The 26,903-nt window shown below is 32.7% G+C and carries 30 protein-coding genes and 2 pseudogenes; 11 read left to right on the top strand and 21 right to left on the bottom strand.

The annotated features are described in order from the left end of the window. Positions 1–136 precede the first annotated feature (136 nt). Together ACKI3Q_RS08470 and ACKI3Q_RS08465 are read right to left on the bottom strand one after the other, a co-directional pair. Positions 137–652, bottom strand: a complete 516-nt coding sequence (locus ACKI3Q_RS08470; protein ID WP_407416142.1) for a DUF367 family protein — start codon at positions 650–652, stop codon at positions 137–139. Further along, positions 649–1,317, bottom strand: a complete 669-nt coding sequence (locus ACKI3Q_RS08465; protein WP_407416140.1) for a hypothetical protein — start codon at positions 1,315–1,317, stop codon at positions 649–651. Before ACKI3Q_RS08465 ends, ACKI3Q_RS08470 begins: the two co-directional genes overlap by 4 nt. A 96-nt stretch (positions 1,318–1,413) precedes the next feature. Between ACKI3Q_RS08465 and ACKI3Q_RS08460 the strand changes: the two genes are divergently transcribed. Both ACKI3Q_RS08460 and ACKI3Q_RS08455 read left to right on the top strand, forming a co-directional pair. Continuing rightward, on the top strand, positions 1,414–1,950 hold the full coding sequence (locus tag ACKI3Q_RS08460) for a nicotinamide-nucleotide adenylyltransferase (RefSeq protein WP_407416138.1): 537 nt from the start codon (positions 1,414–1,416) through the stop codon (positions 1,948–1,950). 48 nt (positions 1,951–1,998) lie between these two features. Next, positions 1,999–2,436 carry a molybdopterin synthase catalytic subunit gene (locus ACKI3Q_RS08455; RefSeq protein WP_407416136.1) on the top strand — a complete coding sequence of 146 codons (438 nt, stop codon included), beginning with the start codon at positions 1,999–2,001 and terminating at the stop codon, positions 2,434–2,436. A gap of 181 nt (positions 2,437–2,617) precedes the next feature. On the opposite strand, the gene ACKI3Q_RS08450 is transcribed toward ACKI3Q_RS08455, so the two are convergent. Next, positions 2,618–2,824, bottom strand: coding sequence for a molybdopterin-binding protein (locus ACKI3Q_RS08450; protein WP_407416134.1), 207 nt, complete (start codon positions 2,822–2,824; stop codon positions 2,618–2,620). A 168-nt stretch (positions 2,825–2,992) separates the two neighbouring features. Between ACKI3Q_RS08450 and tsaA the strand changes: the two genes are divergently transcribed. Next, positions 2,993–3,478 carry a tRNA (N6-threonylcarbamoyladenosine(37)-N6)-methyltransferase TrmO gene (tsaA, locus tag ACKI3Q_RS08445; protein ID WP_407416132.1) on the top strand — a complete coding sequence of 162 codons (486 nt, stop codon included), beginning with the start codon at positions 2,993–2,995 and terminating at the stop codon, positions 3,476–3,478. 220 nt (positions 3,479–3,698) lie between these two features. Then, positions 3,699–4,607 carry a hypothetical protein gene (locus ACKI3Q_RS08440; RefSeq protein ID WP_407416130.1) on the top strand — a complete coding sequence of 303 codons (909 nt, stop codon included), beginning with the start codon at positions 3,699–3,701 and terminating at the stop codon, positions 4,605–4,607. A gap of 48 nt (positions 4,608–4,655) precedes the next feature. On the opposite strand, the gene ACKI3Q_RS08435 is transcribed toward ACKI3Q_RS08440, so the two are convergent. The 3 genes from ACKI3Q_RS08435 to ACKI3Q_RS08425 are packed head-to-tail and all read right to left on the bottom strand — an operon-like array spanning position 4,656 to position 8,320. Beyond that, on the bottom strand, positions 4,656–5,684 hold the full coding sequence (locus ACKI3Q_RS08435) for a M42 family metallopeptidase (protein ID WP_407416128.1): 1,029 nt from the start codon (positions 5,682–5,684) through the stop codon (positions 4,656–4,658). A gap of 40 nt (positions 5,685–5,724) precedes the next feature. Then, positions 5,725–7,263: a HEAT repeat domain-containing protein gene (locus ACKI3Q_RS08430; protein WP_407416126.1), complete on the bottom strand. Its 1,539-nt coding sequence runs from the start codon at positions 7,261–7,263 to the stop codon at positions 5,725–5,727. A gap of 10 nt (positions 7,264–7,273) precedes the next feature. Continuing rightward, complete coding sequence (locus tag ACKI3Q_RS08425; RefSeq protein ID WP_407416146.1) at positions 7,274–8,320, bottom strand: ribonuclease H-like domain-containing protein; 1,047 nt, start codon at positions 8,318–8,320, stop codon at positions 7,274–7,276. Between the two features lie 301 nt (positions 8,321–8,621). Here ACKI3Q_RS08425 and ACKI3Q_RS08420 point away from each other — a divergent pair, with 301 nt between their 5' ends. The 3 genes and pseudogenes from ACKI3Q_RS08420 to ACKI3Q_RS08410 all read left to right on the top strand — a co-directional run bounded on the left by ACKI3Q_RS08420 (position 8,622) and on the right by ACKI3Q_RS08410 (position 10,297). After that, complete coding sequence (locus tag ACKI3Q_RS08420) at positions 8,622–9,005, top strand: hypothetical protein (protein WP_407416124.1); 384 nt, start codon at positions 8,622–8,624, stop codon at positions 9,003–9,005. Positions 9,006–9,014: 9 nt separating this feature from the next. Continuing rightward, positions 9,015–9,761: pseudogene (locus ACKI3Q_RS08415) on the top strand (phosphopantothenate/pantothenate synthetase). Beyond that, complete coding sequence (locus ACKI3Q_RS08410; protein ID WP_407416122.1) at positions 9,758–10,297, top strand: AAA family ATPase; 540 nt, start codon at positions 9,758–9,760, stop codon at positions 10,295–10,297. Before ACKI3Q_RS08415 ends, ACKI3Q_RS08410 begins: the two are co-directional and overlap by 4 nt. Here the strand turns inward: ACKI3Q_RS08410 and ACKI3Q_RS08405 are convergent, their stop codons facing one another. The 5 genes from ACKI3Q_RS08405 to ACKI3Q_RS08385 all read right to left on the bottom strand — a co-directional run bounded on the left by ACKI3Q_RS08405 (position 10,298) and on the right by ACKI3Q_RS08385 (position 14,895). Then, a complete protein-coding gene (locus tag ACKI3Q_RS08405) occupies positions 10,298–10,978 on the bottom strand; it encodes a diphthine--ammonia ligase (RefSeq protein WP_407416120.1) in 681 nt (226 codons plus the stop codon). Then, on the bottom strand, positions 10,979–11,785 hold the full coding sequence (locus ACKI3Q_RS08400) for a hypothetical protein (protein WP_407416118.1): 807 nt from the start codon (positions 11,783–11,785) through the stop codon (positions 10,979–10,981). A 65-nt stretch (positions 11,786–11,850) separates the two neighbouring features. Continuing rightward, complete coding sequence (locus ACKI3Q_RS08395; RefSeq protein ID WP_407416117.1) at positions 11,851–12,282, bottom strand: class III signal peptide-containing protein; 432 nt, start codon at positions 12,280–12,282, stop codon at positions 11,851–11,853. Then, positions 12,283–13,152: a prepilin peptidase gene (locus tag ACKI3Q_RS08390; RefSeq protein WP_407416115.1), complete on the bottom strand. Its 870-nt coding sequence runs from the start codon at positions 13,150–13,152 to the stop codon at positions 12,283–12,285. A 126-nt stretch (positions 13,153–13,278) separates the two neighbouring features. Next, on the bottom strand, positions 13,279–14,895 hold the full coding sequence (locus ACKI3Q_RS08385) for a CTP synthase (protein ID WP_407416113.1): 1,617 nt from the start codon (positions 14,893–14,895) through the stop codon (positions 13,279–13,281). Positions 14,896–14,992: 97 nt separating this feature from the next. On the opposite strand from ACKI3Q_RS08385, the gene ACKI3Q_RS08380 reads away from it, so the two are divergent. Next, positions 14,993–15,736: a hypothetical protein gene (locus ACKI3Q_RS08380; RefSeq protein WP_407416111.1), complete on the top strand. Its 744-nt coding sequence runs from the start codon at positions 14,993–14,995 to the stop codon at positions 15,734–15,736. A 34-nt stretch (positions 15,737–15,770) separates the two neighbouring features. Here the strand turns inward: ACKI3Q_RS08380 and ACKI3Q_RS08375 are convergent, their stop codons facing one another. The 10 genes from ACKI3Q_RS08375 to ACKI3Q_RS08330 all read right to left on the bottom strand — a co-directional run bounded on the left by ACKI3Q_RS08375 (position 15,771) and on the right by ACKI3Q_RS08330 (position 23,845). Continuing rightward, positions 15,771–16,544: an alpha/beta hydrolase gene (locus tag ACKI3Q_RS08375; RefSeq protein WP_407416109.1), complete on the bottom strand. Its 774-nt coding sequence runs from the start codon at positions 16,542–16,544 to the stop codon at positions 15,771–15,773. Positions 16,545–16,666: 122 nt separating this feature from the next. Next, the gene (locus tag ACKI3Q_RS08370; protein WP_407416107.1) at positions 16,667–18,022 is read right to left on the bottom strand and encodes an MATE family efflux transporter; all 1,356 of its coding nucleotides are present in this window, start codon (positions 18,020–18,022) and stop codon (positions 16,667–16,669) included. Positions 18,023–18,024: 2 nt separating this feature from the next. Further along, positions 18,025–18,642 (bottom strand): flavodoxin family protein, encoded by a 618-nt coding sequence (locus ACKI3Q_RS08365; protein ID WP_407416105.1) that lies wholly within the window; start codon positions 18,640–18,642, stop codon positions 18,025–18,027. 9 nt (positions 18,643–18,651) lie between these two features. Next, a complete protein-coding gene (locus tag ACKI3Q_RS08360) occupies positions 18,652–19,872 on the bottom strand; it encodes a cofactor-independent phosphoglycerate mutase (RefSeq protein ID WP_407416103.1) in 1,221 nt (406 codons plus the stop codon). Positions 19,873–19,902: 30 nt separating this feature from the next. Further along, positions 19,903–20,922 carry a homoserine dehydrogenase gene (locus tag ACKI3Q_RS08355; protein WP_407416101.1) on the bottom strand — a complete coding sequence of 340 codons (1,020 nt, stop codon included), beginning with the start codon at positions 20,920–20,922 and terminating at the stop codon, positions 19,903–19,905. A gap of 7 nt (positions 20,923–20,929) precedes the next feature. Beyond that, complete coding sequence (locus ACKI3Q_RS08350) at positions 20,930–21,415, bottom strand: amino acid-binding protein (RefSeq protein ID WP_407416099.1); 486 nt, start codon at positions 21,413–21,415, stop codon at positions 20,930–20,932. 15 nt (positions 21,416–21,430) lie between these two features. Continuing rightward, positions 21,431–21,643, bottom strand: a complete 213-nt coding sequence (gene gatC / locus ACKI3Q_RS08345; protein WP_149730955.1) for an Asp-tRNA(Asn) amidotransferase subunit GatC — start codon at positions 21,641–21,643, stop codon at positions 21,431–21,433. Positions 21,644–21,778: 135 nt separating this feature from the next. Beyond that, complete coding sequence (locus tag ACKI3Q_RS08340; RefSeq protein WP_407416097.1) at positions 21,779–22,333, bottom strand: DUF3244 domain-containing protein; 555 nt, start codon at positions 22,331–22,333, stop codon at positions 21,779–21,781. Between the two features lie 95 nt (positions 22,334–22,428). Continuing rightward, complete coding sequence (locus tag ACKI3Q_RS08335; RefSeq protein WP_407416095.1) at positions 22,429–23,025, bottom strand: hypothetical protein; 597 nt, start codon at positions 23,023–23,025, stop codon at positions 22,429–22,431. 79 nt (positions 23,026–23,104) lie between these two features. Further along, entirely contained in the window at positions 23,105–23,845 is a 741-nt protein-coding gene (locus ACKI3Q_RS08330) for a 3-oxoacyl-ACP reductase family protein (protein ID WP_407416093.1), read from the bottom strand. Positions 23,846–24,028: 183 nt separating this feature from the next. On the opposite strand from ACKI3Q_RS08330, the gene ACKI3Q_RS08325 reads away from it, so the two are divergent. The 3 genes and pseudogenes from ACKI3Q_RS08325 to ACKI3Q_RS08315 form a co-directional block, all read left to right on the top strand. After that, complete coding sequence (locus ACKI3Q_RS08325; protein WP_407416091.1) at positions 24,029–24,235, top strand: hypothetical protein; 207 nt, start codon at positions 24,029–24,031, stop codon at positions 24,233–24,235. 194 nt (positions 24,236–24,429) lie between these two features. After that, positions 24,430–26,292, top strand: a pseudogene (locus ACKI3Q_RS08320) (type I restriction endonuclease subunit R); the annotation flags it as partial. After that, positions 26,272–26,903: type I restriction endonuclease subunit R, EcoR124 family (locus ACKI3Q_RS08315; protein WP_407416144.1), on the top strand; the 632-nt coding region annotated here is incomplete at its 3' end. The pseudogene ACKI3Q_RS08320 and the gene ACKI3Q_RS08315, both read left to right, overlap by 21 nt.

Raw genomic sequence — 26,903 nt, 5'->3', positions numbered from 1 at the left:
AAAACAGTAATATTAAATTAAATTTTTACCCATAAAAAGTAATATCAAATATTCAATAAAATATACAATATATTATAGTACGAAAAAACTGATTTTATCACATTATTAAAGTGTTGTCAATAATGCCAAAAAAATTTTATTCATGACTTTCAAGAAATTCATTCTGAATTTTAACAACTTCGGCACTGGTATCTGCCTCAGAATAGCTTTCAAGCAAATCATGATTCAGCTCCAGAAAGGTATGGCCCCACTTGAAACCGTCCAATATATCTCTGGCCTCATCCTTGAAGCGTGTAATGTATAAAGTGGCTGAAATCGCTTCAACGGTTGACAGTATGCAGGCCTTCCCGTAATTAACAGGATTTGTTGCAATCAAAAACGGCAATGATCTGTGGTATTTTGATAAAGAAAAGAATTTTTTAGAACTTGACACTTCGTTCCATGAACAGTCAAGCCCTACAATTCCTCTTCTTTTTACGAATCTGTAATCTTCGTATGATACAGCCTTTTCTGCATATGGATTGAGGACAATTGCTCCGCTGGGTATCTTATTTATATTATAGACCAGCCTGCACTTGCCCAACTTTTCCATTTTGATGGAAGTGCATTTCTTCCTGTCACATTCATCTGCATGAAAAACTGTAATCCTCATTGTTGCTGACCTTGCAATGCTGAACGGTTACCGGCTTCAATTTGATGTATTATTTCAAGCTGCTTATTGAAATCATCCTTGGATAATCCGAATTGCTCATGTACTGCAGGAACTTTATCAGAATGTTTCAAATCAATAGTCTTGAGTAAAGGTTCTATGAAATTAGTATAAGAATCACTGAAGGTGTTTAAAGTGAAATTAACTTTGTTTGTATCAATGATTGAATATACAATGTAACCCTGTGATTCCTTTTGACATTCAGCGATTATGATACCCATTTTTTGGGACGGATCAGTGACTGTTTTGTTGTTTACAACAGGCATAGCTTCTGCAAAGTAAATATTCCATTCGTTTCCGTTGAATTTACGGTGTTCAGGACCTTGCACACCCTGGAACTTATAGATATCCATTAATGCAGAGGAATTGTCCATAGTAGTTAGATTGTATGTGATGTTGTGCTCCTTATCCTTATATGAAACTAGAAATGTATCATTAGCAGCTACCTTTTCCACATTGCCTACAAATGAACCGGACATGAAATCTGTTTCAAAATGGGTATTTCCCATATTGGATTTTTGTTCAAAAGCGCCTGTAACAAAAGCGAAACCTACAGCTGCAATTATCACAGCAATTACGCAAATAATTATAAACTCTTTATTTTCCATAGTTCAACTCCATAAAAATTTTTTATTGAATATAATTATAATATAATAAAAGTATTTAATATAACTTTACTTCAAATATAATAATAAGTGATAGATATGGATAATAAAGTTCGTGGCATTTTAATCGGTAGGATGCAGCCTATCCATAAAGGCCACATTCAGGTTATTAAAAAAATTTTAGATGAAGTTGATGAGATTGTTATTGGTATCGGAAGTGCTCAGTTAAGCCATGAATTGAAAGACCCCTTTACTGCCGGTGAACGTGTCGTCATGGTTACACAGGCACTGGCTGAGGAAAACATCGATCCCAGCAGATACTATATCATCCCAATGGAAGACATCAACTACAATGCCATCTGGGCAGCCCATGTAAAGCTTATGACCCCTCCATTTTCCATTGTCTATTCTGGCAATCCTCTGGTCAAGCAGCTGTTTGAAGAGGAAGGCTATGAAGTTAAAAATCCTCCACTCTTTGACAGGATTCATCTGTCAGGAAGTGAAGTCAGAAGAAGGATTTTGAATGATGAAAACTGGCAGGAACTCGTATCCGACTCTACAATCGCAGTCATGAAAGAAATCAGAGGCGTTGAAAGATTGAAAAATTTATCAGTGAAAGAAATCAGTGACCTATAACAATAGTTATATATACTTACTTTCAGAATATAATAATGAGGTAATAAAATGGTTGTAAAAGTAATTGAAGCAAAAGAAGACAAAGTTACAATACCAGATTTATTGAATGACATTAAGAAAAGTACTAAAATAGATTATTGCGGAGCTATCTTTACTTTTGAAGGAATAGTCCGTGGAAAAGAAGAGAACATGGATTTAGAAAAATTAATATTAACTACTCCAGACAAGGAAACTACCAAAAAAGAGATTGAAGCGATAGTTGAAAATGCCAAAATAAAATTCAATGTCGCTGAAATATCAGTCGTCCACTACATCGGCGAATTCTACACTGGAGACAGCTTATTTTTAGTTGCAGTATTAGGCGGTCATCGTGGAGAAACCTTGGATGCACTTAAAGAAGTTATTGAAAAGGTCAAATACGACGTAGAATTCAAAAAAGAAGAAATATCCAAACAGGGAACAAAAACAATATTGGCTGGAGGATAACTTGGACTTAACATTAATCCTAAAATTACTGATAGTGTTTTGTGCAGTATATTTCACCATAAAACACTTGAAATTTATTATAATCCTGATACTGATTATAATAATTCTGTTTATACTGCCCGGCTTCATGAGCCATGGCTTAACTTAAAAAAAAAGATTTTAAAACTGGATTTAATCCAGTTTATTTTCCGATTATTACTTCGGTAGATTTGATTAATGCAGTGACATCGTCACCTTCTTTTAAGCCTAACCTTTCAGCAGACTCTTTAGTAATAACAGCAGTTATGATGTTAGGTTCTGACACATCGATTTTAATATTAGCCATTACTGCTCCTAATTCGACATTTGTTACTTTTCCTTTTAGTTGATTTCTAGCACTTAATTCCATTAAAATCATCTCCGTTTATTTTTATAATATTACATTGTATCGAATTGTATATAAATGTTTCGTTTTTTTTAAAAATAAGAATTTTGAATACGATTACCTGAAACCATTCATATCGAAAAAATCGAAATGAAATAATATATTAATCAGTAAAAATAAAACTAATAAAACATGAAAATAGAACTGGAATCAATAGGAACAATACATACAGAATTTACAGAAATTGAAGGGATGCCCATTCAGCCGACAGGAGCAAAAGGCGTGAAAGGAACACTGGTGATAAAAGACAAATATGCAGACGGACTGAAGGACCTGGAAGAATTTTCCCACATTAACATATTATATTTGCTCCACAAGGTTGACGGCTATCTGCTCGAAGTAAAGCCATTTATGGATATCAATAGCCATGGTGTCTTTGCAACAAGATCTCCCAAAAGACCAAACCGAATAGGTTCATCTGTCGTACAGATTGATAAAATTGAAGGAAACATTGTATATGTATCAAATATTGATGTACTGGATGGAACACCACTTTTAGATATCAAACCATATGTGCCTCAGCTGTATGAAGACACAATTACCGAATTGAAAATCGGCTGGTTTGAAAAAAACCACAATAAAGCAAAATCACAAAAATCAGATGACAGATTCAAATAGAAAGTTAATTACAACTTTCCTTAACACTTTTTTCACTAACCATTATCAGAATTATTCAAATTACATATTGCAAATATTCAATCAATAAGGCATTTTTCCACCATAAAGCAAATATTGATTTAAGCAAGTAAAATTTATTTTATCAAGTAATTTTATCTTTATTTATAATAAAAACTTTATATATTATTTATTATATATTATAAATTACAAGGTGGCGTTTATGAAAGAAATTGCTAATCATATGGTTATTTCTACTAAGTATGGGTTTATAGTATTAAGCGAAATAATACACAATTATTTCAATTTAGAGGGAGAATATATTCATCCCATTGAAACTGAAATAATTACAGTTAATAAAAGAAATTTACGAATGGATATAGCCTATTTAAGAAGTGAAAACATTATAAACAATATCGAAAATCAAAGTGGCATTGTAAATATGGAAAAACTTGAAATAATTGCAGAATATGCTAAATTTCTTCTAATACATAATAATTCACTAACCAATTCTATCATCATAAGTAAAGTAGATCCAAAATACTGTCAAAAAGAAATAGCTTTAACAAAAACATTATTTTTAAGACCTGATTATATTTACATATCTCCAAAAGAAATCAACGAAAGATTAAATAACATAACATACAAAATTAATAACAACCAAGAATTAACCTATGATGAAACCATTGAATTAGCAGTATTACCAACACTTGCTCAAGATGATATAGCACCATATATAACTCAAAAAATCTGTGAATTGATTAAAAACAACACAACCATCAACGAAACCTTAAAAACAAAGATATGTTTCATTGTGGAAATAATGATTGACAGAAATATAGAAGACAAAAACACGAAAAAAGAATTATTGGAGATGATTAATATGGAAAAAAGAAAAACAGCACTCGAATATTTAATTGAACAAGAAAATAAGAAATCCGCAGCAAAAATAAAAGAATTAGAAACGGGATATAAAAACTTAGAAACAGACAATAACCAATTAAAAACAGACAATAACCAATTAAAAACAGACAATAACCAATTAAATGAGACTTTACAACAAATTAAAAATTATTATACTGAAAAAGGAGACATTCCTAAAGAAATTCTTGAAATACTCTTTAAAATATAATCCAAGTAAAAAAAAAGAAATAAAAACGATAAAAATCGTTTTAAAAAATTATAAGCTGTTTATTGCAGCTACAATCAATTGAATAGTTGATTCAATATCATCCATACTACAGACACTTACAGGAGTATGGATATATCTTGTAGGAACTGATAAAACACCAGTAGGAATACCTTCACGAATTAACTGGATTGCACTACCGTCAGTAGTTCCGCCGTCACTAACTTCCAATTGATATTTGATGTCGTTTTCATCACCTGCTTTAATAAGCAATTCCTTTACGGAAGTGGAAGTCAAGATTCCGCGGCCACCTGCATCTGATATGATGAGAGATGGACCTTCACCGATAACAACAGGTGCCTCTTCAGGCTTAATTCCAGGATGATCACCGGACAATGTAACATCAAGAGCGATAGCCATATCAGGATTCAATTTAAATGCAGCAGTTTTAGCTCCTTTTAAACCTACTTCTTCCTGTACGGTTCCAACAGCATAAATAGTTGCATCAGTTTCCACTCTTTTTAAAACTTCCATCAAAACATAACATCCTGCACGGTTATCCATAGCTTTTCCCATAATCAAGTTATTAGGATATTCGACAAATAAAGAGTTGAATGTTATTTCATCTCCAATAGCAACCATTTTTTCTGCATCTTCCCTGTCTTTTGCACCGATATCAATAAACAGTTCATCGGACGGAATAACTTTTTTACGTTCTTCTGGTTTTGTGACGTGAGGCGGTTTTGAACCGATTACACCAATAACATCCTCTCCGACACTGCTGTGAATAGTTACTGTTAAATTTACTAAGATTGAATCAGTAATTCCACCGATTTTTGAGAATTTAATGAAACCATTATCATCAATAAATCTGACCATTAAACCGATTTCATCCATATGTGCTGCCAACATAATTTTAGGTGCTTTTTTAGAACCTTTCTTAGTAGCAATAATGTTTCCCATATTATCTCTTTCAATAGAGTCGGCAACATCCTTTAATTCTCTTTCAATAATATCTGCAACTTCATCTTCATAACCAGATATACCTGGCGCTAAACAAAGTTCTCTCATTAAATCCATCTTATCACCTAGTTATCATATGACTTTTAATATATATAAATTATTTCAATGCCTGAATTCTATTTTTTGCAACATTTCTCACATATTCGTTTTCATCATTTAAAGAAACATCCTTCAAGACCTTGATACTTACTATTTTTCTAACACATGCTTCCCTTACTCTCCAGGATTTATCACTTTGAAGAATATTGGTCAATGATTCCTGATTCCTGATTTTGTTTATGCATCTTACATTAATGTCATCATGAATATTCTGCTCATAAATCTTATAGATAACATCTTCATTGTCAATTTTATTTAAGGCTTTCAAACTGAATTCCAAATCATTATTTTCCAAAATGATTTCAACCAATACCTTCAAATCGTCAATATTATCCAAAGTATCCTTTCTTACGGATTCCAATTTTGCATCATGTAATATTTTAATATAATACTTTTCAGAAGTTATATGCTTCATTGCTTCAAGGGCAATGTCTTCATGTGTTGTATTAAGAGCTATATTTAAAAAATCCTCCTCTGAGGTCAAATTCGGATTTGTTACTGCATGAGTTCTTACAAAGGAATCCTCATCATTCAATGCAATTTCAACCAATACCTTAGAATCCTTTATCTTTTTAACTGCACTTTGGCGGACAAACCTGTCAGGATCATTTTTAGCAACCTTAATCATTATCTCTTCGTCATCTATCTTTTTGATTGCTTCACTTCTGACAACGCTGTCATCATCATTCAAAACCATGTAAGAAAGTATTTCCTCATCATCAACGATATTAATCAAATCAAGCTTAACGTCAGACATTGGAGAGTAAATTGCGATGGATTTCAATAGCTCCTTATTCTTGAATTTCTTCAAAAGGACATTCCTTACCTTTGCGCTTTCCTCCTCTTTTGCAATGTCAACCAGCTTGTCCTCATCCGAGATTTTGGAAATGGCTGCAATTCTGACGTCAATGTCTGAATCTGTCATGGCCACCTTCTTAAGAGTATCTTCATTTGTAAATGAATCCTTTAAAACAGCATTCTTTCTTATTACCTTGTCCTTTGATTCGAATACCACTTCTGCTAAAATCTCTTCATCCTCGATTTTTTCCAGGGCTTCCTTTCTGTATTTCTTATCGATTGCATTAACGGCAATGTCCTTTAGGGTTTCCTCATCCTCTACCTTTTCAAATATTTCGGTTACCTCTTTTGATTTCTTCTGGTTAATTACCATTTCGGCTATGGATTTATTGTTTTCCCCTAAACGTTCATATGCAAAACTTCTTACATCATAGAATTTGGAATTTTCAGCAGCATCCCACAACAGCCTTTCATCTTCAATTCTGTTGGCAGCAATCAATCGGATAGCTCTGTCCTTGACATTTTTAGCCAAATCCAGTGCAACATACTGGTTCGTGATACTGTTTGCTGCAGCTGCCCTTTCATTTCTGTTCTTAGCATTCATTGCAATATCCTTAAGCTGTAACTCCATTTCAGGAATATCAGCATCATCAGGAACTTTTATTGGCTTTCTATCCTTTTTTTCTTTCTTTTCTTTCTTTTTATCATCGTCTTTTTTAAATAAATCAAATAAACCCATTTTAAAGCACCTATTCGTAATTAACCTCTTCATACATTTTCATTAAAAAATCAGCAAGAGAAACAATATCCTGTCGGTTATGTTCAATTATTGGAATCATAGGCCCTATATTTTTTTGGCTGAGATAAGTGTTGTAATAGCCAGGAATATACTGTCCCGGCACATCATCTACCCTTTCAATTCCAAATTTATACTTCTCTATTGTCTGAAGCTGACAATTTGGCAGATCATCCCTCCAGAGATATTTTGCAAAATACATCAAATCCAGATGGGCCAAATTGAAATCAACGTTAACCCTATGGTAATTAAGCCTGTTTCTGATAAATGGAACATCAAATGTCTTGCCGTTGAATGTCACATGAACAGAATCCTCATCAAGATGTGAGAAATAAGCCTTTAACACGGCAGGCTCCTCGTCAAGATCCCTTAAAAAATATTGGGATGAAACTATATTATTTCCCTTTATTTCGGCAACGCCAATCAATATTATCGGAACATTTGAAAGGCCCAATGTTTCTATATCCATAAACTTAAAGTTTTCAACATCAGGAATGCTTATGCATTTAATCAGATTATCCTTACATGCTTTTCCATACTTGTTGCGATTTAACAAATCGATTATTTCAGAAAATGACATGCTGTCAATGCTTTCTAAAAAGTCACGTGCATTATTCTTGTGTGAATCATGATTTAAAAGGGACTCTATTGTATTGAACCCTTGTTTTTTCAGGTTTTCTTCTGTTTTAATACCAATTTTTGGAAGCAATTTCAGATTATGATTCATCTGATTTTTAAAATTATTTTCAAGAAGATTAAAATCTATCCTTCGCTTATTGACAATCTGTAAGGTATCTCCATAAGGAGTATCAATTATTTTACTTCCTTCAATATCTGTCAGTTCCTTACCATGATACTCATCCAAAAGCTGTTCCTTCAAATCGCTGTAATAAGCTGGTGAAAATTTCCTATACTCTTCATATGAAAAATTTTCAGAACTGGGGGAACTTTTTAATATTGAATTTAAAATATAATTCTCATGTTCTAAATCTTGCATCAGTTATTATTATATAATCAATTCAATATAAAAATTGTTAATAAAATAAACTTGAATTTTTATAAAATATATATACTATAACATTCATAATATATTATGCTACTATAATGTAGCTTAGAGATGTAAATAAAAACAGCCAAACTTTAAAATTCATTTCTCTAAAAGCTTGTAAAACAAGCAAAAAGGTAGGTAATGCCCATTACCTACCTCATTTTAAAAATAACTACTTTTTTTACAATATTCAAATTTCCAAGAAAAAGTTTATATGAATTTTAAGACAAAAATTATTCTAGGAGAATAATTTATGAGACTTAAAATAGGTATCATCTATGGAGTATTAATTTGGATAATAACCCATTTAGTTTTTTCAGTTACACATCCAATTATTGATGCATATACTGTCAATTCTAATTTAATTCTAGTTCTATTTATCATTATAGTTTCAGGATTTTTCTCAATTCTTTATATAAGAGAAATTAACAAAAATGAAGTATTGGAAGGACTTTTTGGAGGAATATTATTTGCAATAATTGATATCGTTCTTGATTTGGTTTTCTTTGTAATTCCAAACAATCACAACATACTTATTTCAAATTATACGACACATATCCTATTGATATCAGTTATGCTTATTACAATACCAACATTCCTTGGTTACTTAGCACAAATAAATATTGAGTTAAAATAGAGGAAATGCATGTTATCAAAAGCTCACCCACGTTATGAATCATTAGTACTAAGAGATAAAATTGTAAAGGCATCAAAAGCAGGTTATCTTGCAGATTCAGCCATGATTGCTCACGGCAGAGGAGAGGCATTTGACTATCTGCTTGGCGAAAGGACAACACTGCCTGCAAAAAGAGCCATGTATGTAACGGTAGCCCTGATGATTTTATCCAAAAATCCAGTGATTTCCGTTAATGGAAATACAACCGCTCTGGCGATAGATGAAATAATAGAATTTGCAAAAGCCATAGATGCAAAGATTGAAATCAACTTATTTTATAGGACTGATGAAAGGGTAGAAAAGATTACAGAACTGTATCGCGAACATGGCTAACCTGAAATACTTGGATCCATGGATGATGAAATAATGTATATCAATGAAATCCAAAATCCAAGAGCTTCTGCATGTAAAACAGGAATATACAGTGCAGATACAGTATTAGTGCCTCTTGAAGACGGCGACAGGGCAGAAATTTTATCCAAAACTGGAAAAAACATAATCACAATTGACTTGAATCCACTTTCAAGAACATCTAAAATGTCTGATGTTTCAATTGTAGACAATGTTGTACGTGCAATACCCTTTATGACTAAAATAGCCAGTGACTTAAAGTCACAGGATGAAAAATTACTAAAAGAACTGATTGAAGACTTTAACAATGAAGATAACTTAAAAGAATCATTGGAATTATTTAAAATTAAAGAGGATAAAAAATGAGAGTAATAGGTGTGTCAGGATTACCTGGATCTGGAAAAGCTTTGGTTTCAGATATCGCATCAGAAAATGGTGCAATGATTGTAGTTATGGGCGATATCATACGTGAAGAAGCAAAAAAACGTGGCGAATCAACAAAAGAAACAGCAGATAATTTGAGAAAAGAACATGGCCAGTATATCGTTGCCGAGTTAACTATTGAAAGAATCCAGAAAATAATAGATGACGGCTTCGACTCACTAATTATCGTAGACGGAATTAGAAGTCCTTATGAAGTCGATTTATTTAAGCAAAATTTTGATGATTTTCTTATCGTTTCCATATTTGCAAATCCCCAAATACGTTTTGAAAGAATTAAATCCAGAAAAAGGGAAGACGATACTATTGATTATGATGTATTCATCAAAAGAGACCAGCAGGAACTTGGCTGGGGAATAGGAGATGTCATTTCCCTTTCAGATAAAATAATAATCAATGAAAGCGACCTTGAATCCTATGAAAAAAAGATAATGAAATTCTTAGAAGAAATTGACCAATAATCATTTTTCTTCTAGAACTGCATCTTCAATAATGTATAATCCACTATCCACATGCCATTGCCTTTTATCTTTTAATATCTTTACTCTTTTTTTAAAAATAGGGCCATCCAAAACCAGAGTTTCAGCTTCGCCTCCTTCAAATGCAAGATTGAGTCCAACCTTTTCATTAAGCTTAAGCAAATCAGTGATTAATTTTTCATCGATTTTACGGCCTAACCATTTCTCATCCAATCCATAGGCAGAAACACCACTTATGATTACTTCAAAACCAAGGGATACAATAAGATTCATGTATTCAAGTTCATCGACATGCCAGTATGGAGAAACGGCTTTCAATCCAACTTCATCAGCCAATTTTTCTATCCTGGACTTCTGATAAGTTGAGTAAAGTGCACCTGTATATATGGCCTCAATGCCTAAAGATTTCAGTTTTTCAAAACCCTTCCTTAAATCTTCAAGCTCCTCTTCCTTAACTCCATCAGTTTCAATACTGACTATAGGAATATCCATGGCTTCTGCAAGCAAATCGGTAAGGTGGATATTGGGAACATGAAACATGTATGACTCGTCATTGGCTGATTTCATGGCAAGCAAATATTCAACCTCATGTCCACTTTCCAAAGCATTGTAAACAGCCATGGTGCTGTCTTTACCTCCGGAAAATAATACTGCAACTTTCATCTAATATTTCCTTTTTCTCCTTACGAATCTTTTGAATCTTCTTCTGCTAACAACAAATGTTTCAAAGAAAAGTCCTAAGACAGAAACAATAAGACCTATTCCTCCACAAATAGCCACAAACTGGACGTTGGACAGAAGTGTAGTATTTGAATTATCAATACTGCTCTGTACAGATCCCTCTACAGAAGATGCTACAATACCTTTTTGAAGAAGTGTCTGTTTAACTTTATCATAAGCTGAAGAGGACACAACAATCTTGACGTGAACCTGTGCATAGTTAATCGGTCCGTCAAAGTTTTCCTTATACCAGTCAGCAAAAGATTTCAATGCCTCAGAAGAGGAATAATTCTTTAGAGCAATATAAACTGTTCCATCTGTCTTGTTGACATAATAGTTTCCAAAATGAGAATCCATATTTGGAACCGAAGAATTGAAGAACGCATATTCAGTATCTGAGAATGACCACAGAGGAATCGTAACCCCCGTTTCTTCAAAACTCTTAACACCCTCAATCTTAGACAAATCATTTCTCAATGCATTGATATCAGTTGATGATGATAAATCAAGATATAATACTTCTTCATTGCCTGGAATTACTTTTTCAATAGCTGTTGCGACTTCGGGCACTTCCGAGTAAATAGGACTTAAGAAAAATGCCCCTCCTAATGCACCAATGAAAAAACCAACTGCTAAAACCAAGACCATTTCCTTTTTAGACATGAATGGCTTTAACATAGCTATTGAAAAAACAAATATCATCAGCACTATGAATAAAATTACATAAATAATAGCAACTATAAAATCCATTTAATCACTCATTTAATTTAAAATATAATTAAATATTTAATTAGTTACTATTTAAAAGCTTTGTGCTAATATTTTTTGAAAACTGACATCTTTTCACTACCAACAGGCCATTCAACAATTATCTTATTTTCACCCTTATCCAAAAATAAACTACCTGAATTGAGATTTGAATTATGATTAAGTTTTAATTGCTTATTTTTTCCATCACTTAGCTTAAATACTGCAGATATGTATGAAGAAGTTATTTTAACATCTACTGGTTTATTTAGAGTTATATAAATTGTTTGCCTTGATCCCTGGCCTTCTCCATAAACTTGAGATATTGAATTTGACAACTTTGAAAGTTCAGATTTGGCATTGAGAGAATTTGACAAATCCATGGTATTCTCAAGGCCAAATTCCAGAAGAGGAAGTGTAAATGCAATTAGAAGAATTAGTGAAACTGCAAATATCAACAGGTATTCAAGAGAAATCTGTCCTTTATTATCCTTTATCATTTATATCACGAAAATTATATTTTTTATGATTATCACCGATAAATCCCCATAAAAAATAGCCAATATCAGTCCTATAAGTATTGCCGGAACAAAAGGAAAGCCTATTTTTATTGAGATTTGATTTGAAATTATCTGTTGAGCATTCATTATCTTAAGCAGATACATATCCATTTTAGTAATTCCTCCTGCAGTCAGTGTTTTGAAATAATATTTGGATGCATCATCATCGCTTTTGAATACCTTCAGATTGCTATCCCTGCTGGATTCAATCAGGTACTTTACATAATCATTGTCAAAATAAAAGTTGTTGATCATCATTCCTTCCTTTAAATCAGTGATATTTATGTGTTTGTTAAAGCTGGAGTCAACCAATATCCTTAGACCATTATAATTAAAAAATCCCTTAAATACTTCAATGTTTTCATCAAAAACATCGTTTTTAATTATCAGATATATCATCAATCCAAGCAAAAAGGGAAATGAAACCAATATGCTGTTTATCATTACCGTCAATGAAAATGGGTAAAATGACAGCAGCGGCGAAATGTTAAAAAATGAACTATTTATGCCAAATGGTATGACTGCTGCAATTGAGGAAAATAATTTTACATCACCACCACCCCATACATTCAATTCCCATAATAGCAAAGTGATAACATAAGTAATAAAATATGAAATAATTGAGAAGAAAATGAATTTAACGTTGGTTGTAATTATTGTCAAAAGCAGATTTGACATGAAGCCGAAAGCCACCAGAATATAATTCAATCTGTTTGGAAGAAATCCTTTTTTAATATCAAAAAAACAAAAGATAATGGAAATGAACAATGTAAATATTATTTGAATTAAAAAAATATAATCTAAAATCATGAATAAAAATTTTTAAAAAGTAGTATATTAATTAGATAGAAATTAAGTCGGTAATAATCAAAAAGAAGGTAATATTGTACAGGACGGTTATACCTTAAACAATTATTATCAAAAAAAGAAAAAAAATTAATTTTTAGAATACTCATAAATAGCTTCTAAAAATGATTTAAATAATGGGTGTGGCCTATTAGGCCTAGATTTAAATTCAGGGTGGAATTGACATCCGATAGCCCAAGGATGATTTGGAATTTCAACAATTTCAACCAGGAAATCATCAGGACTGGTACCTGAAATGATTAAACCTTTTTCAATAAGGTCTTCTCTGTAATCGTTGTTAAACTCATACCTGTGTCTGTGACGCTCTTCAATGTCAATTTCGCCGTAAGCTTGATAGGTTTTAGTTCCTTCAATAATCTTACAGTCATATGAACCCAGACGCATTGTTCCGCCCATGTTCTTGATTTTCTTTTGCTCTTCCATCATGTCAATAACAGGATGGACCAAATTGTCATCGAATTCGGAACTGTTTGCATCAGAATAGCCGTTACGTCTTGCAAATTGAGTAACCATTGACTGCATACCTAAACATATTCCAAATAAAGGAACATTATTGTCAATAGCATAATCAACAGCATCCAATTTTCCTTCAAATCCGCGTTCACCAAATCCTCCAGGAATTAGAATACCATCAAAGTTAGCTAAAGACTTTTCATCAATTTTATCAACATCAGAACTTAAATATTCAATATTTGCCTTAACGCCTATGCTTGCAGCTGCATGCTGGAGGGATTCTCTAATACTGATATAAGCATCTTCAAGCTCAACATATTTTCCGACAATACCTATTGTTACTTCAGGGTCTTTAATTCTTAAAGATTCAACAATTTCTCTCCATTCATCCAATTTAGAAGAATCTGCTTCAATATCAAGGCCAATTCTATCTACAATAAGCTGACCGATATTCTTATCCTCCAAAACCAAAGGCACTTCATAAATTGTACCTGCATCAGGAGTATTTACAACTGCATCTGCGTCCACATCACAGAAGTGAGCAACTTTGCCAAGCAGTGCGTCATCAATGTGAACCTGTGATCTGCATACAATAACATCAGGATTTATACCGACACTTCTTAATTCTTTTGTAGAATGCTGAGTTGGTTTTGTTTTGAATTCACCAGCTGCATTTAGGTAGGGAATAAATGTAACATGGACGAACATAACGTTTTGACGTCCTTCTTCATTTCTAAGTTGTCTTAAAGCTTCTAAAAATGGTTGGCTTTCAATATCCCCAACAGTACCTCCAAGTTCAACTAAAACTACATCATAATCTGCACTTTCTGAATTTTCTCTAATCATTTCCTTAATACGATTAGTAATATGCGGAATGACTTGTACACATTCACCCAAGTATCCTCCTTCTCTTTCTTTAGCAATGACAGATTCATAAACTTTTCCTGTTGTAATATTTGCCAGCCCGTCAAGTTCAACATCCAAAAATCTTTCATAATGCCCTAAATCCAAATCGGTTTCCATTCCATCATGAGTTACAAAAACTTCCCCATGCTGATAAGGATTTAGAGTACCAGAATCCCAGTTTAAATAAGGGTCTATTTTAATAGCTGAAACTTTTAAACCGTAAGATCTTAAAATCCTACCCATAGAGGCAGAAGTAATTCCTTTACCAATGGAACTGACTACTCCTCCAGTAATTATAATATATTTTGTCAGAAAAATCCTCTCCATAATTAATTATTAATATAATAATTATTGTAATTCATAATATATAATAATTTCAAATTTAAAAACAAGATATAGATATAAGCCAGGAGGCATAACATTTATGAAAAATAAATACAATATTGCAATTGTCATTTTAATAATTATTTTATGTGCTTTTATATTTCTTGTAGCTACACAAGTATTTACGAATAATACTGTTGATAATCCAGTAATCCAGAAAGCTAACGGCACAAGCCGCGAAGTGCTAGCGAATTCATCAGATGATCCGGGTACAGTTGAAGTCATCAGGAATGTTGGAAATCCAAACGGTAAAAAAATAGCCTATGTTGTTGGAGTCCATCCCCTAGAGCATGAAGTCCATGAAACACTGGTCAACCTGCTTCCGAAAACGGATAACCTCAAATACAACTATGACATATACATAATAAACGTTACAAAAGACGTTGGCCACTATGGAGCCGGCTACTCCGACCAGGACGATCAGGGAAGAAAAAACGGTCAGAACCTGGCAAAAAAATATGTTTATCCTGAAATAGTAAACGGAAGCTACAAAGCAGCGATTGATGTCCACTCAAATATAGGAGCATATCCTTTCAAGACATTCGTATTCTGTCCTGTTAACGAAGGTCCGGGGGAAAATATAGCATCAAATGTCTCAAAACAATGTGAAAACATCAGCTATTATTCACCGGAGTCCACAACAAGCGGACCATTCCTGACTATTCCACTGAATGAACATGGAATACCTGCATTTTACTTTGAGGAATACAGTTTTGCAGACCAGGAAACCAAAAATATGCATGTAAGAGAATTAATACATGCAATCGACAACCTAAAATTGTAAAATAAGGAGTTTTTAAACTCCAACTATTATTTTTTCATAATATATTAATGAATTCTTTTATGAACTCATCACAAAATTCCCAGGTATGCTCACCTTCACCGCCAACGAAGGTAGCATCAATATCCTTTGAATTTAAGAACCTGTAAAAATCAGCATTTTTTTCAAACAGGAAATCATCCAAACCACAGGCCATGTAGATTTCAGGAATATTGTCACAGTTTTCAATGAGGTATTTAGGATCCTTATCTGAGCCTTTAACCTTATCCAAATCACCGAAAATAGATTCGTAAAACTGCCTGGAGTACAATACATTATGATTATCACCATAATCTGCAATATCATCAGTTATCAGTGCCGCAGATATCATTCCGATTTTGGAAAAATTATCACAGTATTTCAAGCCGTTTCTGATGGCTCCATATCCTCCCATCGAAAATCCGGCAATGAACGTGTCTTCCCTTTTATCAGATAAAGGAAAGATGTTTCTTGTAATATCAAGCAATTCCTGACCGACATATTCACCGAAGAGTCTGTGAGACCTATAGTCATCCAGATAGAAACTGTTTTCCCCGCATGGAATTACAATAGCTATACCATGGTCTTCAGCAAATTTCTGAACTGAAGTATTGGCCAGGAATATGTCATCACTTCCATAAAGACCATGAAGCAAATATAAAGTCTTATAGGGCTTTTCAACAATTTCTTCTGTATCATTCAAGAAGTGTATGTTATCCGCAGGCAGAATCACACTTATTGAAGTTCTTCTCTGTAAACTCTTGCATTTTATATCTCCACTAAATAAAACCATATTAACACCATCCAAATCCGTAAAATTCTATTTTTTCATCATAATATATAATGGGCAAATAATCCCCGTAATGTTTCTCAGCATAAAATCATGAATATCCCTGGAAATAATTTCGCCCATAATCAAACTGCCCTGTATTCTGTCCATTTATTTGAGAAATATCTGTATATATAAATTCCTGCCCTCACATACCAGTCGATAAACATTGCTATCCATGTTCCGAAGACTCCAACGCCTAACCAGTCAGCTATTACATAGGATAAGGCAATCCTACAGGTAAACATCACTATCAAACTTATATACATTACTGATTTTGAATCCCCTGCTCCCCTGAATGTTGCAGGAAGGGTAAATGCAAACGGCCATATTATTATTCCAAAAATACCATGCCATATAATCATTTCAGCTGCCATTGACGCAGTCTGGTCTGACAGATTATAGATATCCAGTATGAACGGCAGCAATGCAAATATGATAATGTTTATTATGATGTGTGTTATGAAAACCAGGAAAATACATTTTTTATTGTAATATCTGGCCTGGTCATAATCATTTGCTCCAACGCATCTTGAAATTATGGCAGTCAATCCCAGATTAATTGCAAAACCCGGCAGAATGGAAAATATTCCAATTGTATAACCGACAGAATTTGCAGCAATCGCCATTGTTCCGAATGTTGAAACCAAACTCAATACCAGAACACGGCCAAACTGAAACAATCCATTTTCTATTCCATATGGAACGCCTACATTCAATACGTTTCTTAAAAGTGGCCACTCAAATTTATATCTTAATGATTTCTTAATATGTAGAGTGTAGTCTTCATCGGAAAGGAAGTACAGAATCAGTATTACGGATAATGCCCTTGATAAAACCGTTGGAATTGCAACACCTTCAACTCCCCAGCCCAAATAATAGATGCAGAATGCATTTCCTATAACATTTACAATATCACACACAAGCATGATTTGCATCGGGTAAAATGCATTGTTGGTTGTTCTGAAAATAGCTGCTCCCGCACTATATATCGCAATGAATGGAATCGAAAGGGCAACAATCAACAGATAGATATCTGCATTGTTCCACACATCGGCTTCAATATGACCGAAGAGAATAGATATGAAAAAATGCCTTGCAAAAAGAACAATTACCATAAAAATAAGTGATGAAATTGCTGAAAATCTAATCAGCTGATTTGCAGCATTTTGAGCATGTTTAACTTTTTTATCACCCAAATACTGTCCAGCTATTACGGCACCACCGGTTGCAAGAGCCGAAAAGGAAAAAATCAGCAATTGCATTAAAAAATCAACGAGGGACACGCCTGAAATTGCAGCTTCACCTAGTGACGCCACCATTATGGAATCGGCCAGTCCCACAAAAAATTCCAAAGCATATTCTAAAAGCAATGGTAAAAACAAAATGAATAATGCTTTATTTGAAAATAAATAACCTTCAGGAGTTTTAAATATATTCATTCTCACCTAATGAAATTAGTTTTAAGCTTTTCTACAGAAGTTGCCTCTAATCCTTCTTTTTTACCTGCTTCTATACATTTTAAGAAGAAAGCCATATTATGACCCAATTGCCTCATTGTAGACAATCCTTCTTCATCCTGCAATACTTCTTCAGGAGTGTTTCCATGAACCATATTCCAATAGAAAGATGAAATGATTGGCATTTGTGTAATTCCCAGGTATTTGTTCAACTGATCATAGGTTGCTGTTGTTCCACCTCTTCTTGCAGAACATACAACTGCACCAGGCTTGCGGGTAAACAGTTTTCCGTTTGAATAGAATAGCCTATCCAAAAATGATGTAATTTGACCGCTTGCTGCAGCATAATATACTGGAGAACCAAAAATGAATCCGTCAGCATCTTCAGCTTTAGCTGCAAATTCATTGACGATGTCGTCAAAGGCACATTTTCCTATTTCACCACATTTACCGCATGCAATACATCCCTGAATAGCTTTGTTGCGTATCCAGAATATTTCGGTTTCTATGTCGTTTTCATTCAATACCTTTTCTATTTCACTTAATGCAGTGTAGGTACATCCGTTTTTATGTGGGCTTCCATTTACCAATAATACTTTCATTTTATCACCTTAAAATTCATTAATCATTCTTGATAATAATTTATAACCTTCTTGCTTTTCGATTGAGCCAGTCTTTACTCCTTCCTCATCAAAGGAAGTGCATCCGTCACCATCCTTTCCAGACACATAGACCACCAGCGGCACATCATCACGAGTGTGTGTTCCAAGAGATATTGGAGTTGGATGGTCCGGCAATATGGCTGCTTTGAAGTCTTCGCCTTCCAAACTGTCAATGATTGGTCCGACTATAAACTCGTCAATCCTTTCAATAGCTTTTACCTTTTCATCAATCAATTGAGCATGGCCTGCCTCATCAGGCGCTTCTATATGGATAAACAAAACATCATGAGTTTTCAATGCTTCAATACCGTATTCACCTTTTGCCTTATAGTCAGTGTCAAAAAATCCTGTAGCTCCAGGCACATCAACAATATCCAGATTTGCAAATACTCCTATTCCCTTAAGCAGGTCAACACCAGTTATGACAGCACCAGTCAATCCGTAGGTTTGTTTGAAATCCGGCAATCTTGGTTTTGGACCTTGTCCCCATAGCCATACCATGTTTGCAGGGTTTTTGCCTTCAGAAATTCTCTTTCTGTTTACTTCATGGTCTTTCAATACTTCCTGTGCCTCATACATTATATTTCTAATCTTAACGGCAAGGTCATCTTCCCATGAAGTGTATTCACTTAAGCTTTCACCTGCAATATCATGTGGCGGAACAGTATCCAGATTGGCCAAAAGGTCAGCGTCTTCCTCACTGTCGCATGAGTATACGAATAAATGCCTGTAGCTTATTCCTGCATAGAACTTGCCTTTGAAACCTTCATATTTTTCATTGAAGTAATCGTTTAATGCATCCATCAAAATGGTCGCCTCTTCAGAAGTGATGTGTCCTGCATTAAAGTCCTCCATGGAGTCATCCTTTTCCGTTATGGTATTGCATCTGAAAATAATATCTGTAGGTTTTGTATCAATTCCAACGCTTCCTGCTTCAAGAGGTCCGCGTCCAGTGTAAGAATCAGCAGGATTATAACCAAAGATGCTCATATTGGCAACATCAGACCCCGGAGTATAGCCATCAGGAACATTATTTGTAAATCCTCCGAAACCATTTTGAGCTAATTTGTCAATATTTGGGGTTTCAGCAGCCTGGAGAGGAGTTTTTCCATCTAATTCATCTAGAGGATAATCGCTAGAACCATCAGGAATAAAAATTACATATTTCATAATCATCAAATCCAAAAAAAATAAGAAAAATTAGTATTTAGTTTTTAAAATACTAATCACGTCAGTCAACATTGCGGATGCAGTTTCAAGGGAACCTGCACCAAGACCCATAACTGTAACATCACCAGCCAAATCTGTTTTGACTGTAGCCATATTTAATGTTCCTCCGATATCATAGGCACTTCCCTTTTTAACCAAACGAGGGGAAACCTTCAGAGTATCAGGTGAAACTTCAGCTATCAGCTTAATTAAGTATCCATCATTGCCGGCAAGGTCTATTGCATATGGAGTGATACTTGAAATACCGTTGACCTCAACATCATCATAAGTTGCATCAATTCCCAAAAGAGAATTTGCTAAAATTACAGTCTTACAAGCTGCATCAATACCTTCAACATCCTGTGTCGGATCAGTTTCGGCAATTCCCAATTCTTGAGATTCCTTTAAAATAATTTCATAAGGAGAACCTTCAGAAGTCATCCTTGACAAAATATAATTTGTTGTACCGTTCAAAATACCGACAATGGATTTAATACCGCAGGATGATAATGTGTCACGAGTAAAGTTAATGATAGGCATTGATCCGCCAACACTGGCCTCATATTTAAATTCGACACCATTCTTTTCAGCAGCAGAAGTAACTTCCTTAAATTTAATAGCTAAATGACCTTTATTGGAAGTTACAACATCTTTTCCTTGATCAAATGCTTTAAGAGTTAAAGATAATGCCGGTTCTGCAGTTGTGATATTAGTAGGGGTTGCTTCCATTAATAAATCATATTCAACAGCATCCAAAACATCGAGTCCGGAAATATCTGATCCATAATCCGGATAAGAGGATAAATTACCTTCACTGTTTTTGCTGTGAATGAGTAACATTTCTTCTAAACCATCCTGGTTAATAGCGGAAGAGGATGAATCTGCAGCAGCTACAACTTTTAACTCAACACCATATTTATCCTTAATCATAGCTTTTTTTAATGCGATTGCTTGGGCAATACCTTGGCCCACTGATCCAAATCCCATAATAATTATTTTACATTCCTTCATACTATCACTACACTTCATTAATCATAAGTAAATCCTTTTCATCAGCAATCTTTTTAACTTCATCAAAGGCGAATTGCTTTTTACCGTAAGCGACTTCCAAATTAAGCAATGCAGTAGATTTATCTTCACCATCTAATCTTATATCAAACCCAACTACATAAATTCCATCCAATGCATTAATTCTGTCTGTAGTGTCTCTTACATCATTATCAACAATATGGCCAATCAATATGGTACTAATATATTCCTTATTAATGATACCATCCTTTTCAATGATGCTAAAACCCAATTCATTAAATCTTTCAATTACTCTATTAAGATTTTCTTGTTCTCCTTCCAAAGTAAGTTGAACAGGTATTTTACCGTCTTCATTCTTATCTTCTCTTTTATGAATGACAGTTACTAAATTAGCACCAAGTCCACTGATAGGCTCCAAAACAGAAACTAACTGTCCAGGAACATCTAAAAGTTCAATAACTAAGTTTAATCTCATTATAAATCACCTAAATTATACCCAATCTGCCTTTTTAACTTTAAGATTACCATCTTTATCAATATGAGCATTTCTTAAAATTTTTTCAGGATTTTTTTCATGAGGTACATCTTCACGAGTTAAATTTAAATTATCAGTAATATACCAGGTTTCCTCTGAATCCGGAATATTATCTAAAGTTTTTGAAAATTCATCTATAATTTTCTCAGCATCTTTTTCAATTGACATAAAAAGTAAACTCCTACTAATAAATAATAAATATAATTATGTTTTTCAATACATATAAAAGTTTATAATATAACGTGCAAAATACAGTCCTAGATGTTTTCAATTACTGTTTGTAATCTTAAAATGAAAGGGAAACTAATCGATTTTTACCCATTCATTGTTACCCATATGTTTCCAGTGATGACCGTCAGGAGCTAAGTTAACTTCACCTGTGTAGACTGTCCTTCCTGCCTGGCCGCTGTAGAATGCACCTTCGTCAACATCAGAACTGACAGGGTCATTAGACAATACCTCAACAGAATCATTAACTACCCTTAGATTATAAGTAAGATTACATTCCTTATACTTATCATTACCATTAAAAGTAATATTAACTGTATAATTGCCTGATGAAATATTATTAATCCCTAAAGCCACTTCTCCCTTATCATTTGTCGTTGTCTGCTTATTGATAACCGTATGTGAACTATTATCACTGACTGTAATGGTGAGATTTTCATTGGCTATTGAAGAATTATTCGAATCGGCCAATTTAACCAAAAAAGTATTTCCTGCATGAATTACATTATCCGTTACAACAACAATATGTGAATCTTCTTTAGATGGAGAATTCATCAGAAATGCTGCACCTGCAACAAGAATCAGCAATATTATAGCTATTAACAATATGATTATTTTGTTATAATCCATATTCAACACCTATTTAATGGTATTTAATTTGAATTAATTAAATTTTTTGAAATAGCTAATTGAAAATTTTTAAAAAAAAAGAAATGAAAAGGTAATTAATCGATTCTTACCCATTCATTATTACCAATATGTTTCCAGTGGTGGCCGTCAGGACCCATATCAATTTCACCAGCATAATATGTTCTTTCAGACTGAGCACTATAAAATGAACCGTCGTTTGAACTTCTACCATTTCCGCTGCTGCTATTGGTAGTATTAGAAGTGCTGTTAGAAGTGCTGTTGTCTATTTCAATAGGCACCGGGTCACTAGAACCTGCTTCCACTTTTAACGTATGGGTAATTGTGGAATTTTTAAACTTATCATTACCATGGAATGTAATATTAACAGTGTACTGACCTTCTGAAACATTATCAAGCTCTAAAGATGCTACACCCAATTGATTTGTCTTCACGGATTTGTTAACAACAATATTTGAACTACTGTCACGAACTACAAATGAAACATTTTCATTAGCTATTGAACTATTGTCCGGAGCAGCCAACCTGACTTGGAATGTACTGCCTACATGAAGAGGTCCTTTAGTTAAAACATCTATTTTAGACTGGTTGTTTGAAGGATTCATTAAAAATGCTGCACCTACAACAAGAATTGCTATAACTGCAACTAATATTAATAATATTTTCTTATCCATATTAACACCTCAATAATAGTACTATATCATGGTATTAATATTTTACTACAATATAAATAATGTTTAAGGATGTTTATACTTATTGTAAGACAAATCCACCGTTAGGTGAAATTACTTGTCCGGTTAAATAGTCAGCACCTAAAATATATTCGAGTGCACCGGCAATTTCTTCTACATCACCGATCTTACCGAGAGGGATTGTAGCTGCAAGAGCATTTAACTCATCCTGATTTACTCCTCTGAGCATGTCAGTCATGATCATACCAGGAGCGATTGCATTAACACGTACTTGTCTTGGTGCAAATTCCAAAGCGAGAGCACGGCATAAACCAATTACACCAGTTTTTGCAGCACAGTAATCTGCTTGGTTAATAACACCAGTCAAACCTCCAACAGAAGCAGTACATACAATGGAAGTGTCACGGTCAACCATGTACGGTAAGCACAAGTGACACATGTGCATCATACTTACAAGGTTAGTGTTGATAACTCTTTCATAATCTTCAGGCTGCAAGTCAATGAAGTTGCAGTTGTTTGTAATACCTGCGTTATTTACCAAAGCATCAATTTCTTCACCAAATGCTTCAATTGTTGCATTGACTAATTTTTCACAATCTTCAAATACACTTACATCTGCTTGTACTGCAATAGCTTCCACACCATATTCTGATTTGATTTCTTCGATTAAATCTTCAGTCAATTTCTTGGATGAATCGCTTCTGTAGTTAATAGCTACATTGTATCCGAGTTCACCTAATTTTAAAGCCATTGCTTTACCGATTCCTCTGGAACCGCCAGTAATTATTGCATTTTTTGCCATATTTATCACCTTTTTTCTATGATAATATTATATGTTCATATCGCAATATAAAATTTTTGGATTACCTAAAAAAATAAAAAATTATTAAAATAAATGAATTATCTCTAAAAGAAATCTAATAATATTTAACATATGCTAGAAAAAACTATATGTAATTAAATACAATTTCCGAGAGGTGAAAATATGATAACATGTTCAGTTTGTGGAGGATTGAATGATCCAAACAACGCTGTTTGTGAACACTGCGGATCTGATTTAATCGATGAAAGTGAAGCCGTTAACATATATTACGATGATGATAACAACAATGATCCAATATTCGATGATTCATCCGATGACAGTTCTGATGACTACTACATTGATGATGACGGCGATTATGATGATTATTAATTTAAATTTATTTAATTGCTAATTTTTAATTCAATTTTTTTAATCTTTTTATTAATTTGTATCCTTTTTTCTAATATTACTATTAAATATATATGTTTTAAATAACTTTAATAAAAAGATATTATAAATCTATTATTAAAGCAATATTGATGTTAGTTTATAATTATGAGATTAACATAATGTAGGGATAAAAAATGGCCATTCAAAGTGAAGCAGGACTTGAAAATAATTTAATTAAACAATTAGAAAACGAAGGTTATGAAAGAGTAATCCTAAAAGATAAATCTGATTTGGAATATAATTTTAAAAAACAATTAGAATCATTTAATAAAACAAAATTCAACGAATCAGAATTTAAAAAAATTTTAATCTACTTAGAAGGAGGATCCATTTTTGAAAAAGCAAAAAAATTAAGAGATCAATTCGAACTTCAAAGAGATGATGGAGTTTTTTATGTAAAATTTTTAAACAAAAAAGAATGGTGTAAAAATATTTTCCAAGTAACTAATCAAATCACATATAAAGGAAAATACGAAAATAGATACGATGTTACAATTCTAATCAATGGGTTACCATTAGTTTAAATTGAACTTAAAAAAAATGGAGTAGAATTAAAACAAGCATTTAGACAAATACAAAGATATCAACTACATTCCTACCATAATCTTTTTAATTATATACAAATTTTTGTAATAAGTAATGGAATAAACACGAAATATTTTGCTAATAATTCAGAACTAAATTATAATTTTACATTTTTCTGGAAAGATAAAGAAAATAGAAATATTACAAGTTTAACAGAATTTGCTTCAACATTTTTAGAAAAATGCCAATTATCTAAAATGATTGCTCAATATATGGTTTTAAATGAAACTTCAAAATCATTAATGGTTTTAAGAGCATATCAATATTATGCAGTTGAAGCTATCCTAGAGAGAGTATCTGCAAAATTAAATGGATATGTTTGGCATACAACGGGTTCTGGAAAAACTTTAACCAGTTTTAAAGTTTGTCAAATATTATCTCAAAGAGAAAATATAGATAAAGTAATGTTTATTGTTGATAGAAACGATTTAGATTATCAAACAACAAAAGAATTCAATAGTTTTTGTGAAAACTCAGTTGATGGAACAGATGATACGAAATCATTAATTAGACAATTAACTGGCGAAAATAAACTTATTATTACTACTATTCAAAAATTGCATCATGCAGTAAAAAGAAAAGATAAAAAATTAATTGATAAAAAAGACATGAGAATGATTTTAATTTTTGATGAATGTCATCGTAGTCAATTTGGGGATATGCACAAAGACATTACTGACTTTTTTACAGATATTAATTATTATGGTTTTACTGGAACACCAATATTTGCAGAAAATGCTAATAAAGATAAAACCACTCATGATTTATTTGGTGAAAGATTACACTCTTATTTAATTAAAAATGCAATTCACGATGAAAATGTTTTACAATTCTGTATAGATTATGTAGGAACTTTTAAAAATCGTGTTAAAGTAGATATTGATGTTGAAGCTATTGATGAAAAAGAAGTGATGGAATCTGAAGAAAGACTTGGTAAAATAACCGATTACATTATCAAATACCATAATGCAAAAACTTATAACAAAGAATTTACAAGTATTTTTGCTGTTTCATCAATCCCTGTTTTAAATAAATATTACGAAATATTTAAAAATAAAAATTCTGACTTGAAAATAGCTACAATATACTCATATGGTGCAAATGAAGAATTAATTAATGAAAAACATCAAAGAGATTATCTTGAAAATCAAATTAAAGATTATAATAAACTATTTGGAACAAATTTTTCCACAGATACATTTAATCAATATTATGTTGATGTCAGTAAAAGAAGTAAAAACAAACAAATTGATGTTTTACTTGTAGTGAATATGTTTTTAACTGGTTTTGATAATCCATTGTTAAATACATTATATGTTGATAAAAATCTTAAATATCATGGATTAATCCAAGCATTTTCCCGGACAAATCGTATTTATAATGATAAAAAAATGCAAGGAAATATTGTTTGCTTTAGAAACCTAAAAAAACGTACTGATGAAGCAGTTAGACTATTTTCAGATAAAGAAGCAACAGAGTTTGTAGTTGTAAGGCCTTATGAGGATTATGTTGAAGATATTAACAAATGTATTGATAGATTACTTCTGTTAACACCACTTTTTGAGGATGTTGATCTACTTGAAGATGAAAAAGACATAGTTAAATTTGTCACAATATTTAAAAATATTTTAAGAGGCCTAAATCGTATGTTAACATTTGTTGAATTTACATATGATGATATAAAACTTACAGAACAAGAAATGATCGGATTTAAAACCAAATACCTTGATTTATATGATAAATATGTTAAAAGAATGAGTAAAGAAAAAGTAAGTATCATAGATGATATTGATTTTGAAATTGAACTTTTAAGAAGAGATACAATTAATGTTTCATATATTATCCAATTACTAAAAGATTTAAATCCAAAAGATCCTAGTTTTGATAAAGATATTAAACATATTAATGACTTAATGAACACCTCACATGAACTTAAAAGTAAAGCCGAACTTATTGAAAGATTTATTCAGCAACATATAGTTGAATCCGATGGTAATATAGATATTGATGAAGAATTACCTAA

Origin of the sequence: Methanobrevibacter sp., assembly GCF_045636185.1 — an archaeon.
Lineage (GTDB): Archaea > Methanobacteriota > Methanobacteria > Methanobacteriales > Methanobacteriaceae > Methanocatella.
This window is presented reverse-complemented; position numbering and strand designations above follow the sequence as displayed.

Coding starts and splice junctions, on each gene's coding strand:
- ACKI3Q_RS08470 (WP_407416142.1), bottom strand. CDS start 652: ATGAGGATTACAGTTTTTCATGCAGATGAATGTGACAGGAAGAAATGC.
- ACKI3Q_RS08465 (WP_407416140.1), bottom strand. CDS start 1,317: ATGGAAAATAAAGAGTTTATAATTATTTGCGTAATTGCTGTGATAATT.
- ACKI3Q_RS08460 (WP_407416138.1), top strand. CDS start 1,414: ATGGATAATAAAGTTCGTGGCATTTTAATCGGTAGGATGCAGCCTATC.
- ACKI3Q_RS08455 (WP_407416136.1), top strand. CDS start 1,999: ATGGTTGTAAAAGTAATTGAAGCAAAAGAAGACAAAGTTACAATACCA.
- ACKI3Q_RS08450 (WP_407416134.1), bottom strand. CDS start 2,824: ATGGAATTAAGTGCTAGAAATCAACTAAAAGGAAAAGTAACAAATGTC.
- tsaA (WP_407416132.1), top strand. CDS start 2,993: ATGAAAATAGAACTGGAATCAATAGGAACAATACATACAGAATTTACA.
- ACKI3Q_RS08440 (WP_407416130.1), top strand. CDS start 3,699: ATGAAAGAAATTGCTAATCATATGGTTATTTCTACTAAGTATGGGTTT.
- ACKI3Q_RS08435 (WP_407416128.1), bottom strand. CDS start 5,684: ATGGATTTAATGAGAGAACTTTGTTTAGCGCCAGGTATATCTGGTTAT.
- ACKI3Q_RS08430 (WP_407416126.1), bottom strand. CDS start 7,263: ATGGGTTTATTTGATTTATTTAAAAAAGACGATGATAAAAAGAAAGAA.
- ACKI3Q_RS08420 (WP_407416124.1), top strand. CDS start 8,622: ATGAGACTTAAAATAGGTATCATCTATGGAGTATTAATTTGGATAATA.
- ACKI3Q_RS08410 (WP_407416122.1), top strand. CDS start 9,758: ATGAGAGTAATAGGTGTGTCAGGATTACCTGGATCTGGAAAAGCTTTG.
- ACKI3Q_RS08405 (WP_407416120.1), bottom strand. CDS start 10,978: ATGAAAGTTGCAGTATTATTTTCCGGAGGTAAAGACAGCACCATGGCT.
- ACKI3Q_RS08400 (WP_407416118.1), bottom strand. CDS start 11,785: ATGGATTTTATAGTTGCTATTATTTATGTAATTTTATTCATAGTGCTG.
- ACKI3Q_RS08395 (WP_407416117.1), bottom strand. CDS start 12,282: ATGATAAAGGATAATAAAGGACAGATTTCTCTTGAATACCTGTTGATA.
- ACKI3Q_RS08390 (WP_407416115.1), bottom strand. CDS start 13,152: ATGATTTTAGATTATATTTTTTTAATTCAAATAATATTTACATTGTTC.
- ACKI3Q_RS08385 (WP_407416113.1), bottom strand. CDS start 14,895: ATGGAGAGGATTTTTCTGACAAAATATATTATAATTACTGGAGGAGTA.
- ACKI3Q_RS08380 (WP_407416111.1), top strand. CDS start 14,993: ATGAAAAATAAATACAATATTGCAATTGTCATTTTAATAATTATTTTA.
- ACKI3Q_RS08375 (WP_407416109.1), bottom strand. CDS start 16,544: ATGGTTTTATTTAGTGGAGATATAAAATGCAAGAGTTTACAGAGAAGA.
- ACKI3Q_RS08370 (WP_407416107.1), bottom strand. CDS start 18,022: ATGAATATATTTAAAACTCCTGAAGGTTATTTATTTTCAAATAAAGCA.
- ACKI3Q_RS08365 (WP_407416105.1), bottom strand. CDS start 18,642: ATGAAAGTATTATTGGTAAATGGAAGCCCACATAAAAACGGATGTACC.
- ACKI3Q_RS08360 (WP_407416103.1), bottom strand. CDS start 19,872: ATGAAATATGTAATTTTTATTCCTGATGGTTCTAGCGATTATCCTCTA.
- ACKI3Q_RS08355 (WP_407416101.1), bottom strand. CDS start 20,922: ATGAAGGAATGTAAAATAATTATTATGGGATTTGGATCAGTGGGCCAA.
- ACKI3Q_RS08350 (WP_407416099.1), bottom strand. CDS start 21,415: ATGAGATTAAACTTAGTTATTGAACTTTTAGATGTTCCTGGACAGTTA.
- gatC (WP_149730955.1), bottom strand. CDS start 21,643: ATGTCAATTGAAAAAGATGCTGAGAAAATTATAGATGAATTTTCAAAA.
- ACKI3Q_RS08340 (WP_407416097.1), bottom strand. CDS start 22,333: ATGGATTATAACAAAATAATCATATTGTTAATAGCTATAATATTGCTG.
- ACKI3Q_RS08335 (WP_407416095.1), bottom strand. CDS start 23,025: ATGGATAAGAAAATATTATTAATATTAGTTGCAGTTATAGCAATTCTT.
- ACKI3Q_RS08330 (WP_407416093.1), bottom strand. CDS start 23,845: ATGGCAAAAAATGCAATAATTACTGGCGGTTCCAGAGGAATCGGTAAA.
- ACKI3Q_RS08325 (WP_407416091.1), top strand. CDS start 24,029: ATGATAACATGTTCAGTTTGTGGAGGATTGAATGATCCAAACAACGCT.